The 12,399-nt window shown below is 58.6% G+C and carries 9 protein-coding genes and 2 pseudogenes; 6 read left to right on the top strand and 5 right to left on the bottom strand.

Going from position 1 to position 12,399, the window contains the following annotated elements; genetic code table 11:
• Positions 1–177: 177 nt before the first annotated feature.
• Positions 178–1,425 (bottom strand): ISL3 family transposase, encoded by a 1,248-nt coding sequence (locus C2L64_RS13620; protein ID WP_090839361.1) that lies wholly within the window; start codon positions 1,423–1,425, stop codon positions 178–180.
• Between C2L64_RS13620 and C2L64_RS13615 the strand changes: the two genes are divergently transcribed.
• The 5 genes and pseudogenes from C2L64_RS13615 to C2L64_RS13595 all read left to right on the top strand — a co-directional run bounded on the left by C2L64_RS13615 (position 1,424) and on the right by C2L64_RS13595 (position 6,884).
• Entirely contained in the window at positions 1,424–1,846 is a 423-nt protein-coding gene (locus tag C2L64_RS13615; protein ID WP_090839364.1) for a hypothetical protein, read from the top strand. The genes C2L64_RS13620 and C2L64_RS13615 overlap by 2 nt on opposite strands.
• A 1,229-nt stretch (positions 1,847–3,075) precedes the next feature.
• Complete coding sequence (locus C2L64_RS13610) at positions 3,076–3,324, top strand: hypothetical protein (RefSeq protein WP_090838658.1); 249 nt, start codon at positions 3,076–3,078, stop codon at positions 3,322–3,324.
• 325 nt (positions 3,325–3,649) lie between these two features.
• A pseudogene (locus C2L64_RS13605) lies at positions 3,650–5,050 on the top strand (sigma 54-interacting transcriptional regulator).
• A 266-nt stretch (positions 5,051–5,316) separates the two neighbouring features.
• Entirely contained in the window at positions 5,317–5,883 is a 567-nt protein-coding gene (locus C2L64_RS13600) for a hypothetical protein (protein ID WP_143055818.1), read from the top strand.
• 557 nt (positions 5,884–6,440) lie between these two features.
• Entirely contained in the window at positions 6,441–6,884 is a 444-nt protein-coding gene (locus tag C2L64_RS13595) for a hypothetical protein (RefSeq protein WP_143055817.1), read from the top strand.
• 323 nt (positions 6,885–7,207) lie between these two features.
• Here the strand turns inward: C2L64_RS13595 and galE are convergent, their stop codons facing one another.
• From galE to C2L64_RS13575, 4 genes are read right to left on the bottom strand one after another with little or no spacing between them, the layout of a single operon-like run.
• The gene (gene galE, locus C2L64_RS13590) at positions 7,208–8,230 is read right to left on the bottom strand and encodes a UDP-glucose 4-epimerase GalE (protein ID WP_090838652.1); all 1,023 of its coding nucleotides are present in this window, start codon (positions 8,228–8,230) and stop codon (positions 7,208–7,210) included.
• 11 nt (positions 8,231–8,241) lie between these two features.
• Positions 8,242–9,414, bottom strand: coding sequence for a glycosyltransferase family 4 protein (locus C2L64_RS13585; RefSeq protein WP_090838650.1), 1,173 nt, complete (start codon positions 9,412–9,414; stop codon positions 8,242–8,244).
• Between the two features lie 30 nt (positions 9,415–9,444).
• Entirely contained in the window at positions 9,445–10,284 is an 840-nt protein-coding gene (locus C2L64_RS13580; protein WP_090838648.1) for a glycosyltransferase, read from the bottom strand.
• Positions 10,281–11,543 carry an oligosaccharide flippase family protein gene (locus tag C2L64_RS13575; RefSeq protein WP_090838662.1) on the bottom strand — a complete coding sequence of 421 codons (1,263 nt, stop codon included), beginning with the start codon at positions 11,541–11,543 and terminating at the stop codon, positions 10,281–10,283. The genes C2L64_RS13580 and C2L64_RS13575 overlap by 4 nt, the downstream gene beginning before the upstream one ends.
• 205 nt (positions 11,544–11,748) lie before the next feature.
• Here C2L64_RS13575 and C2L64_RS13570 point away from each other — a divergent pair.
• Positions 11,749–12,288 (top strand): annotated as a pseudogene (locus C2L64_RS13570) (LrgB family protein); the annotation flags it as partial.
• Positions 12,289–12,399: the final 111 nt, after the last annotated feature.

Raw genomic sequence — 12,399 nt, 5'->3', positions numbered from 1 at the left:
GCCTGGATTTCTCCCTTCGCATCGGGACGACAGGTTCTCAAGCTCCCCACCAAAGGCTGAGTCAAAGACACGCCGCCTTCATGCCGGATGCCGAATGGGCCGTCAGCAGGCATCGTCAAAACTTGTCCAGGAGCACCCGATTCCCCCGGTTTTGACATCGCTTATGATTTTGGTTCGTCAGTAAAAAGTGTGGGTAGATGGAGGCTCAGGAAGCTTGCCAAGTGCATGATAGAGCGCGATTTCTGTGGATCGGAAGGTTCGGAAGCCGTACGCTTTTCTCATGGTGACTTTGGCCTTGTTGTTCAGCCCCTCGATGACGCCGCTGGAGAACTGCTTTCTGGCACGGAAGTAGTTGAGGATCAGCTCCCGGTGCGAGCGCACGGTCCGGGCAAACTTCTTCATCGGCTCGATGCGTGAGCGCATCACCTGCTTGCACCACTGGTCGAGAAACTTGCCCGCCCAGACAGGAGAGATGTAGTCCCAGAGTTGCTGGAATTCTTCTTTGAGCAGATAGGCACGTACGCTACGTAAATTGTACTGGAGTAGGTCACGCAGGCGAACACGTTGTTTGCCAGTAAGGTTCTCGCGTCGCGCGAGCAGGCACCAGCGGGATTTTTTCAGAACAGGCTCATAGCCATCACGCGTCATGCGCCGGGCCTCATCGGCGCGCACCTCATCGATCGCTTTGTTCATCTTGGCAACGATGTGGAAACGGTCGAGGATGTTCAGGGCGTTCGGACAATGGCGCGCAATCATTTCGAGATAGGGCTTCCACATGTCGGAACACACGAATTCGACCTTCTCGCACAGCGGCTTGCCGATCATCGCAAAGAACTTCGCGAAGCTCTCCTGAGTACGTTCCTGTCCGACCCAGAGCAGTCGCGTGCAGCCGGCCTCGATCTGGTAGACGAGCGTGAGGTACTGGTGCCCTCGGCCATACTGGATCTCGTCAACGCCGAAAGCGCGAATCGTCCCGAGCTCACGATGATTCAGCCCCCAGTCGACTACCCATTCCACGGCATTGAAGACCTTCTCCCAGCTGGTCCGGAAACTCAGCGCGGTTTCTTTCCACGACAGCTTACGAGCCCACTGGGCCAGAAACAGCATGTATGCCTTCGTCAACGTATGCTTGCCGATGGCCCACGGTACCGTCTCAACCTTTACGCCGCACTGACGGCAATCGACACGACGCATCGAATACAGCAGAATGACGGCAAAACCCCAGATCGGGATGAACTCGAAGCGACGTTCTCCGAGCGTATCGTAGCCGCTTCCGCGCTCGTTGCAGCACGAACAAACTGGTTTGGATCCCTTACGTGGGCGCACGTCAATCTCAATGGTATGCGTCCTTTCGCACAGCCGCGCTCCTTCATAAACGAATCCGGGGAAATGATGACAGGAATTGAGCAAGCGGGTCAAAAGCATGGCTAGCAAGCGAAAAATCGTCGGGAATACCGCCATTGTCACACCCGGATCAAGCGATCTTGAACGACTCGTTCCCGACCTGCAAAACTGGCCCAAGTCCTGGAGCCTTGAGGAACAGGACATTCCGTTCGGACAGGATCTCGTCAAGGTATTCACACCGTATCTCCTGAATCTTCTGGACAGCGGTTACAGCCGAAAAACCCTGCACCAGCATCGGGACTTCATCTGGATGTTCGGTGGTCGTCTCGTTGAAGAGCGGCAGCTTTACCGCGAACTCAGGAAGCTGGACGCGCGCTCGATAGTGTTACGGTATATCGACGAGCAAGACGGTGGCCCGCTCCTGGATGACCGCTCTGAGCGCGAGCAAGGCCTCTTCGATGCCACCTGCCGAAAGCTATGTCGTTTCCTCAACGTCGCCTGAATCCATCGATTTCACCCATAGATTCCCCCGACGATCCATGATTTTTTTCATCAGCGGTCCACTGACGTTCGTCTTCATGACTCCCACCTGCCGGGTCAAACGCCGACTTTTCCAAAAACGCTCACCGTATGCTGGACGTCAGGCTGGCGGCCTTCGACAGTTTGTGGCGAGTCAACTGGGGCTCAACGTTACCAACCTGGAATGCCTTGACGTTGCCTATTCCGACGAAGTGCAACCGGTCACGCCGAGCAGGCTGTCAAAACTGATGGGACTATCGCCAGGCAGTGACTATCGCCAGGCAGTGTCACGACATCCCTGAAGAGCCTCGAAAGAGCGGGGCTGATTACCTGCGAGTCCAATCCGACCCATGGGCGACGCATCCTGTTGCGGTTTATTCCGGGAAGTCGTGCTGCGATTAATGCCTGTTTCGAACCGATTAACCGTAACCTGGCCGACTTTGATGAAGCGCTCGGCATGGAGGAATGGCAATGTGTAAGAAAGTACTTTTCTGGGTTGCTGAGGATCATTGATGGCTACCTGACCGACAACCAGAATCTGACAAAAAACTACACATATACTCCCGACTCGAGTACGAGCACTCCAAGGGCGTGGGCTTCTGCTGGCAAAACTCGAGGGCCTGGTTGGGGGCGGATGCTTGGGATTTTGCCTACGCGCTCCGCATTGTCTACACGGCCCCGTTCCCGTTTATCCGCCATCTCATGTGTCCAGGATGGTTCATCGCCAGAGTCGGTTCCTGGTTTTTACGCTTCGGCTTGCACAACGTGTAGCCTAATACGTTTCAGCGTGCCGTATAAGCGTGCAGGATGGTGCGGGACGATCGGCTGTTGATCGCTGACGCGCGCCCTATCGGGCGCAATTACAGGATGATCTGAGTCCATTTCCTGGCCGGAGTATTCTGGAAGGCGACGCTATAGAGGCCGGTCGTCCACCTCGCACCTCGGGAGTGAGTTTGTCACTGTCGAAAGAAAATGTGCGTTATGGTTTGCGCACCTTAAGGATCAACAAGTTTATGCCGATACAAAGGGAGTAAATGGCGCGTCCGGGTACCATTCCGTTCATATGCATGGCGAATAAGCGGCTTCCGGCGAATCACTCACCATATATGTGGATTATGTATGTAGATGTTACATACAAATTGACTCCCGAGCGGGTGCTCGGGATGCACTTGGTGCCGTGGCGGCGGTCGTCGGCTTCTATCGGAGCAAACGATGGAAGACAAATGGGCTGATTATCTGATCTATGAAGTCGTTTCGATTCAACGAAAACGCGCATCCTTTCGCTTCAGGCTCGCGATAGACAACGGTCATGCAGTCGATGAACGCGGTGAATATTTGCGCGACGACGTGGTGTCTGCGATCAAGAACGGCCCGACATTCGTGACGGTGTTTCAGAACCCGGCAAACGGCGACTGGACGCGGGGAGATCGCGTTTTCCTGGCCAGGGGCAATGACATCTAATACGTCAAGGCCGGTGAAAGTGCAAGCCAGACCGACGATCTCGGGATGATCCCGGAGTTCTGACTTCACGGGTCTGAAGACGAACCTTAGGATCGTCCTCCGCCCGGAAGATGTATTGAATGCGCAATGGGAATCCGCTTAAGAGCGCCTGAATCCGCAGCCTGCTTTCCTGTGATCGATTCGGTTCGTCCAGCGGCTCGCGCGAATTGTATCTCGGGGGTATGAAAGGTGGGGTGGCTATTTCCCCAATCAGATGAAACAGGAATTCTGTATATGCGGCTTTCTCTAGAGCGGGAGAAAACAGGCATGCGTTGAGGGCCCGAAAATGAACTCGCGGCGATTGATATATTTGTCGGCAAAACCTGACGCCGATCTAAGTGGATTTTTTGAGCAGCGCGGCTGGGATGTAAGACCGGTCCGGCCGGGTAAGGACGTGAGAAAAGCAATAGAAGGCGCGCAGGCGATCGCTGGAATCGTGCATAGCCATGCCGAATATCGGTTGGGTCGCGATTGTTTCATCGGGTCAGCTACCGATGCCACGCTACGCCATCTGGTGCGCGATTACTGTTCGGATTACGTGACGACTCCGCTTGTTCCGGAGAGGGTCATGAGAGCGGTTGGACATGCACACGGAATGGCAGCCCTATCGTCTGAACCACGCGAGGATTTCGCTCATCAGGAAGTTGAAGGCGAGATGATAGGGGCGTGCGAAGCGATGCAAACCTTGTTTCGATCTATCAAACGAATGGGTTCGACAGACGCTCCTGTTTTCATTGCAGGAGAGTCAGGGACTGGAAAAGAATTGACAGCGGTGGCGATTCATCGGCGCTCTGCCCGCCGTGAAGCTCCTTTTGTTGCTATCAATTGCGGTGCTATATCCCGCGATCTTGTGCAATCTGAGTTGTTTGGTTACGAGCGCGGTGCGTTTACTGGCGCGACTCAACGTAAAATAGGCCGCGTCGAGGCCGCTAATCACGGGACATTATTTCTTGATGAGATCGGCGACCTCCCGGGAGACAGTCAGGCGAGCCTTTTGCGGTTTTTGCAGGAACGCAAGATCGAGCGCCTCGGAGGGTTTGAGGCAGTGGATGTTGACGTACGGATTATTTCTGCAACACATGTTAATCTTGAAGCGGCCATATCCGATGGAAGGTTTCGCGAAGACCTCTATCATCGCCTTTGCGTATTGCGCATCGTCGAACCTCCGCTCCGCGAGCGAGGTAGCGATATTGAACTGCTTGCGTATCATCAGCTCGCCCAATTCCGTAGGGTCGCGGGCCGACGGATACAGGGTTTTGCGCCGGATGCCCTTGACGCAATGTTCAAGCATACCTGGCCCGGAAATGTCCGTGAGCTGGGGAATCGTATCCGACGCGCAGTAGTGATGGCCGACGGGCGGCTGATTAGCGCAAAGGACCTTGAGCTAGATTACCTTTTGGGTCAAACGCTGCCGTCTTTGAGTTCGGTCAGAGAGCGCGCCGAGCGAGAGGCAATTGAGCGTGCATTGCTTCGACATCGCGGGCGATATGGGGAGGCCGCGCATGAGTTAGGCATCTCCAGAGTCACACTTTACCGTCTCATGGAAGCTTATCGAATGCGTGAGGCTGACAGGTCGGGGTTAAACCTCGTAAGCGTCGCAACGCGGACGGGTGATGTGACTGCACTTTTGATCGAGCGTCAACACGCCGGAGAAAAACCGGTATCGGCCTGCCAGTCACGAGGGTGACGATCGCGTGACCGACAGGTTGTCGGGCGCTCTTCGATCGCAGCCGGCAGAGTGCCCGCGCGATGTTTTGGTCCCTTGCTGTTGAGTACCCGAATCCCGCGTTCCGACCGCGCGAGACTGACTCAGAGTATGTCTCCATGGGTGTTGGCCTAAAGAATCCCGCAAAAGCATCCGAAAAGCACGTTGTGGGGTTGCGCCGATCGGGATTGTCATGGTCTTTTGATCTATAAGACAACTGCTACCAACGGCTTGAAAAGGGGGCTATCGTGCAAACGACTGTTGAATACCTCGACGCGGTCAAGGTCGAACTTGGATTGCAATCTGACTATGCAGCATCGAAGGCCCTCGGAGTCACCCGAGGTACGATCAGCCGATACCGGCTTGGTACAAGCGTATTCGATGACGACCTCTGTTTTGCTGTCGCCATGATCCTGGACCTCAACCCATTCGAAGTTTTGATCGATGCGCACGTGGAACGAGCCAAAGACGCCAGGACAAAGGCCAAATGGCTTCGATACTGGAAGGATTTCTCTACGAGATTTACCGTAGAGCGGGTTTCTCGCGATGAGAAGGCGAGCGCTTCGCAGACGGAGGGGCGACGAAAGGACCGCCCGCTTTGCCGCGTGGACCAATATGCTACATGCGATCAGGATTGCGAATTCGTGCTCAGCACCGCGATTGACCTGCTGCAACAGGTCAGAAACACCCTGAACACCGACGAGCCGCCATCGCACGAACAAAAACCTCGACGTCGAAAACGCAGTGACTGGCGTGCGTTGGATGAGGCTCGGCAAGTCGGTTACGACAATTCGACGCAGGACTCGGGAGGTTGAATTGCTCGTGTGACATCGTTCGCCGGCATAGGGCAAGGGCGGTGGCACCCATATCGTCTATTAGAGGTGCGCTATGTATTTTCCGTAAGTTTGATTGTCAATTTTCGCAAAACACTTAATTTAGTCGGACGTCCCGTCATTCATCACCCCGACCAGTACAAAGACTGACGACGCCATCGGAGTCACGGCGTCAGGTGAGCCGATCGCATGAAGCGATCTTGGGACGTCTGCCGAATAGGTGGGCATGCCACTACAAGGGGCAGATTGCTTGTAGGCGCGAATTTCGGCCCACCTCGCTTCCTCGCTTGAAAAGATTGACAGTGCGATAGGCCGGGCTCCTCGCACGAAGCGGGCCCATCCTGCGTATGGCAATCGCCGCATCCAGCCGGCTTCCAATACTGCGGATTCTCGTCACGCTTCTCCAGGATTGAACGTGCGCTTCCACACATCCAGCAGGTTGTGCGGTTTCTCGCTCATGCTACGATCCCTCTCAATTCGTGGGGCGCGACTGGCTCGGTCTGTTCGGTGCCGGGCATCCGGACGGAGGCGTCTACACAATGAATCGACTTGTTGGTTCTCTCGTGATCGCCTTAGGCATTGGGCTTATCCCCAGCGGATTAGCCGCGTGGTTGCCGTTTGGAAATGAAGTGACCGTCTACATGCTGTCTTGCGATGGGAAGGCGGTCAGCGGCGTTTGCCCCGGCAACGAAAAGACCGATACCCCAATGACTTATAAGGTTCTGGTTGATCAGCATTCAGTGTCGTACTGGAGGGCGGACGACCCGGGTGAACAGCAGCGCTTTCCATTCTGCACCGTCAGCGATACGAAAAGCTGGTGGTGCCAGTGGGAAGGCGACGAAATTCCGAAATCGAGGTTCGGGATGGTGGCAGGAAAATATGTAGAGATCGCCACCTGTATGTCCGTCACAACCACCCAGCTTTATTATCAGGTGCCCATGTGGCGCTGGTGGCTCGTCTGGTTGCACGAGAGGCTCGCCTGAGCGGAACATGATCGCCATATCGTTGGCCTTGCGATCAGATCACTCGCTCCCGGTTTTCAACGGGTAAAGCTATTCAACCCCTCTAGCATTCGGGGCGCTTGCAAAGCTCCGGCACATCCGGTTGGTACCCGGTGATGCGCTATGCACGCGGGCCGGGGAAACTCCCGGTCCCGCATCGCCGAACGTTCGTCGCGGATGTCATTTCTCGCGGGTAACTGCTTATCCCACACGGGGCGCCGCAGAGACAGTCAAGAGCCGTCAGCGGTCAGCCATCAGCCAGCAGGATGCAGGCACGACCCCGCATCCCACTGCGCCTGATGACATCATTCGAATCCGCGCGGATTCTGCGCCTGCCAGCGCCAGTGATCGGTGCACATGCGCTCGATGCCGTATTGTGCTTTCCAGCCGATCACGTCCGATGCCTTGGCCGGGTTCGCGAAGCACTGCGCGACGTCGCCGGGGCGGCGTGCAACGATCTCGTACGGCACCGGTTTGCCCGACGCCTTCTCGAACGCCTTCACGACGTCAAGCACGCTATAGCCCTGGCCTGTGCCGAGATTGACGACGAAGCTCGCGTCGTGCTTGACGAGCGCATCGAGTGCCGCGATATGTCCGCGCGCCAGATCGACGACATGAATGTAGTCGCGCACGCCCGTACCGTCCGGCGTAGCGTAATCGCCGCCGAACACGCGCAGCCTGTCGAGCTTGCCGACGGCGACCTGCGCGACATACGGCATCAGGTTGTTCGGCACGCCGCCCGGGTCTTCGCCGATCAGGCCGCTTTCATGTGCGCCCACCGGGTTGAAGTAGCGCAGCGTCGCGATGCGCCACGACGGATCGGAGATCTCCAGGTCGCGCAGGATCTGCTCGGCGATCAGCTTGCTCTGGCCATACGGATTCGTTGCCGAGAGCGGGAACGATTCGTCGATCGGCGAGCTTTTCGGCACGCCATACACGGTCGCCGACGAACTGAACACGAACTGCTTCACGTTGCGCGCGCGCATCACGTCGAGCAGCACGAGCAGGCCGTCCATGTTGTTCCGGTAGTATTCGAGCGGCTTCGCGACCGATTCGCCCACTGCCTTTAGCGCGGCGAAGTGAATCGCACCCGTGATGGGGTGTTTGTCGAAGATCGCGTTGAGGACCGCTTCGTCGCGCACGTCCGCTTCGTAAAACGCGACCTTCCTGCCAGTAATCTGCTCGACGCGCACGATCGATTCGCGCTTGCTGTTCACGAGGTTGTCGATTACGACCACGTCGTAATCGCTGTTGAGCAGTTCCACGCACGTGTGCGAACCGATAAAGCCTGCACCGCCCGTTACCAGAATCGTGCCCTTCGTGGTCATGCTGAGCTCCCTTAGAGTGATATGCCCGTCAACTGCTGAATCAGGGTTTTATACCGTTCGACGACACCGCGTTCGTCAAACTCCTGCGCGACTTTCGCACGGCCGCGCTCGCCCATCGCGCGCCGCTCGTCATCGCTCATGTCGAGCATCTGCGCGAGCTTCGCCGCGAGGCTGTCCACATTACGGGCCTCGCATAACACGCCGTTGACACCGTCCGCGACGACTTCGCGGCAGCCCGGCACGTTGGTCGCGACGATCGGCCGTCCGATCGCCGATGCTTCCATCAGCGTGCGCGGCACGCCTTCGCGATACGAAGGCAGCACGACGCAATCGGCAGCGGCGATCAGCGGACGCACGTCATGTGCCTCACCCAGATAGTCGATCACGCCTTCGCGCACCCATGCATCGACTTCGGCCTGCGAAATCGCGCTCGGATTGTCGACGCCGACGGGGCCGAGCAACTGAAAACGCGCATATGGATACTTCGCGCGCAACCGCCTTGCGGCTTCGACGTATTCGCCCACGCCTTTATCCCACAACAGGCGGCCGATTAATACAAAAGAAAATGTCCTCTGATTATTTTCATCCCCATTTTTACGATCCGGCAAAGGCATGAAAGCAAACTGCTCGAGATCCACGCCCTCGCCACGGAGGAGCCGCGCGCGTTCAGGATGCGCAAGCAGGTTCTGCCCGCGAAAGGCGGCTTCGTCGTCCTGATTCAGAAACCATATTTCGCGCGGAAAACGGAATGCAAAGCGATACAAAAGTTTGGCAATCTGCGCGGTGCCGCTCTTCTGGATAAAAACATAGCCGAGGCCCGTCGTGACCGCAACCGAATCGACGCCCGCCAGTTTCGCCGCAATCGAGCCATAGATATTCGGCTTGATCGTGTAATGAAACACGATCTGCGGACGGATCGTGCGGTACAGCCGGTAAAGCACCCACATCGTGCGCAGATCGTCGCGCGGATTCGTGCCTTTCGATGCGACATGCAGCTCGATGCAGCGGCAGCCCATCTGTTCGAGCAGCGCCGAGGTGCGGTCGCGCGGTGCGATGACCGTCACGTCGACGCCGCGTGCGACGAGTGCCCGTATCAGCCCTTGCCGGTATGTGTAGATCGCGAACGCGGTGTTGCAGACGAGCGCGACGCGTAGCGCGGTGGGAGCTTCGATGGGTTGCTTCATGCTGGCGATAGGGGTGGGATTGAGCACGTGTCAATGGCTCGCGCGCGGCGCGTAGAGCCGCTTCTTCATGCGCTGAAGCGTCTGGTAAGGGGTGACGAAGTGCAACAGGTTCTTCGCGAGGCCGAGCCAGTCGCAAACGTTCAGCACGTTAAAATAGTGCGTCTGCAAACGCAGCGTGGACGCGATCTGGCGGCGCCGCTTCGTCGCGCTGATGCCGCCTTCGTTCAGTTCATAGTACAGGCCAAGTTCGGGCAGGTTCGCGCAGTCGTAACGCGCCATCATGCGCAGGAACAGATCGAGGTCTTCGGCTGCCTTGTACGCTTCGCGGTAGTTGCCGACGGCGAGCACGGCGTCGATGCGCAGCATCATCGAAGGATGGACGAAGCACGCGCGCATGAAGCGCTCGCGGCGAATCGCCCCTGGTTCGCTGGGCGGCGTCAGCATGAAGAGCGGCTGGCCGTCGCGCGAGACCACTTGTGTCCACATGCCCAGACCCGCGATGTGCGGATGCGCTTCGAGATGCGCGCGTTGCTTCGCAAGACGATGCGGCACGGTAAGGTCGCCCGCGTCGATGCGCGCGGCGTAGCGAAAGCCGCGCGCCGCGAGCGCTTCGATACCCGTTTGCAACGCGCGTTCGATGCCGCCGTTTTTCGGCATGCGCAGCACTTCGACCGACATGTTCGGCAGCGCGGGCGCGACGATGGGCGGCGTGCTGCCGTCGTCGACGATCAGCACGTGGATGCGCGCGTCCTCGCTGAACGAAGCCAGTGTGCGCTCGACGTCGGCCTGGCCGTTGTACGCGGGCATCAGCACGGCGACATCGTCGAGCGATGCGGCGGCCGCGGGCGGCGTGAATGATGAAGACGTCATGGACGCAGCTTGTAACGGATGTAATAAAAATTGACGGACGCCGCGGCCAGATAGCCGGACGCCAGTCCGATCAACGCGCCATAGGCGCCGAAGCGCGGAATCGCCAGCAGATTGACGACGCACGCGACCGCGAGCGCCAGCAGCCACTTCGACAGCAACACGAACTTCGCCTGATATTTGAGGACGGCCAGGTTGCCGATCGCCTCAATGCCGGCGGGCACGGACAGCCACACGGCCCAGCGGAAGATATCGATGGCCTCTTCGAAATCCGGTCCGAACACGCGGCGAATAATGAAGCCCGCGAGCAGGTCGAGCACGAACGCGCCTGCGATCATCAGGACTGCCGTCATCGCCGTGAGCCGCCACATGTTGCGGCGCAGTTGCGTGGCGTCCTGCACACGGTAGACGAAGGCGGGTGCAAGCGTTTGCGCCAGCATCAGCGCGAGCGTGATCCAGTTTTCGTTCAGCTGTTGCGCGGCCGAATAGCGGCCGAGGTCGGCGAACGAAATGGCGCGCTCCAGCATCAGCCGGTCGAGCTTCAGGAACAGGTACATGCAGATCAGGCCGAGCCAGAACACCGTGCCCGCCCTCGCGAAGTGGCGAAAGAGCGCGGGGTCGATGCTCCAGCTGAGCGTGCCGCCGTGGCGCCGCATGTAATACGCGACCAGCACCGCGCCGATCACGGCCGATTCCAGCGCCCACAGCCAGCCGAAGCGCGACGGCGCAGCGGCTGCGTGCACCAGCAGCCAGACGAGCATGGCCTTGGCGATTGCCGTCGTCATGCTGGTGAGCAACTGCGGCTTGCTGTAGGTCATGCTTTGCAGCCACGAATTGATCACGCCGACGAACGGCTCGCGAAACAGCATCGTGACGGCCAGCCCGGCGAGCATCGCGCCGACGAGGGGATCGGTGAAGCCCGCCGCAATGCCTGCCCAGGTCAGCAACAGCGCGACAGCCGACACCGCGAGCCGTAACGCGAACGCGCTGCCGAGGACGGTGCCGAGTTGTTCAGCCGGACGATGCACGATGGTCGGCACGAGAATCTCCGCGCCGCACACCCATGTGATCGGCGACAGGACGAGCAAAAGCGTATTGGCGTATTGCCATTTGCCGAACACGTCCGGACCGAAGTAGCGCGCCAGCACGCCGCTGATCGCGATCGCCACGCCGATCTGCGTGAGGCGCTCCAGGCCAAGCCACACAAGGTTTGCGACAGCACGCGTGACGTCGGGATTCGTAAAACGCTTAAGCGCCAGTATCCGCATGGTGTCCGTTTGCAGTTTGCGGGCACGAAGGGCGCATATTGTCGGTAAACTGGCGTGCCCGGCCGAGGGTTTGATGCGGCAACTTTGTAAGCGCGGGGCGTCTAGGCATTCGAATGGCGCCAGTAAAGCGTCGCTGAAAAGCGCAATTATAAGTTGAATCCGGACCGCTTCCCGCAAGGCACGGCGCGTTGACGGCACCGTGTCGATCAAATTTTGGTTCTGCCTTCCCTCCTCGCCGCTGCTCGGCATCACTGTCACGGTCATCGCCTATCTGGTCGCGCTGAGCATGTATGCGCGCGCGGAGCACAATCCGATTGCCAACTTGGTGCTGATCGCGGTGACAATCGTCTTTTCCGCGCTGAAGATCACGAGGACGCCGTATCGCACCTATTCTGATGGCGCGCGGTTCGTCCAGGTCCTGCTCGGGCCAGCAACGGTTGCGCTTCCGATGCGGCTGTGGCGGTAGTGGGACAAGTTCAAGGGCGGCACGCTATCGCTCCTCTGCGGTCTAGTGGCCGGCTCGCTCGCTGCGATCGTCTCGGCGGGGGACATTGCCAAGCTCTTCGGAGCTTCGCATCAAACGCTTGCGTCGCTTGCGCCGAAGTCGGTCACGACGCTCATCGCGGTGGTCGTCGCCGAGCAGGCGGGCGGCATTCCCTCGCTCACCGCCGTGCTCGTGATTTCAACGGGCGTGTTTGGCGCCGTGACGGCGCGCTGGGTCTTGAACATCGTGCGCTTGACGAGGTTGCGCGGCGCGCGGGCGCGGTGAGTCCATGACGCACGAAAGGACCTGGCGAGCGGCAACGCATCATCCGCGAACAGGACGGTTGCTGTGCCGTCACCGCGATTG

The organism is Paraburkholderia hospita, assembly GCF_002902965.1.
Lineage (GTDB): Bacteria > Pseudomonadota > Gammaproteobacteria > Burkholderiales > Burkholderiaceae > Paraburkholderia > Paraburkholderia hospita.
This window is presented reverse-complemented; position numbering and strand designations above follow the sequence as displayed.

Coding starts and splice junctions, on each gene's coding strand:
- C2L64_RS13620 (WP_090839361.1), bottom strand. CDS start 1,425: ATGCTTTTGACCCGCTTGCTCAATTCCTGTCATCATTTCCCCGGATTC.
- C2L64_RS13615 (WP_090839364.1), top strand. CDS start 1,424: ATGGCTAGCAAGCGAAAAATCGTCGGGAATACCGCCATTGTCACACCC.
- C2L64_RS13595 (WP_143055817.1), top strand. CDS start 6,441: ATGAATCGACTTGTTGGTTCTCTCGTGATCGCCTTAGGCATTGGGCTT.
- C2L64_RS13610 (WP_090838658.1), top strand. CDS start 3,076: ATGGAAGACAAATGGGCTGATTATCTGATCTATGAAGTCGTTTCGATT.
- C2L64_RS13580 (WP_090838648.1), bottom strand. CDS start 10,284: ATGACGTCTTCATCATTCACGCCGCCCGCGGCCGCCGCATCGCTCGAC.
- C2L64_RS13585 (WP_090838650.1), bottom strand. CDS start 9,414: ATGAAGCAACCCATCGAAGCTCCCACCGCGCTACGCGTCGCGCTCGTC.
- galE (WP_090838652.1), bottom strand. CDS start 8,230: ATGACCACGAAGGGCACGATTCTGGTAACGGGCGGTGCAGGCTTTATC.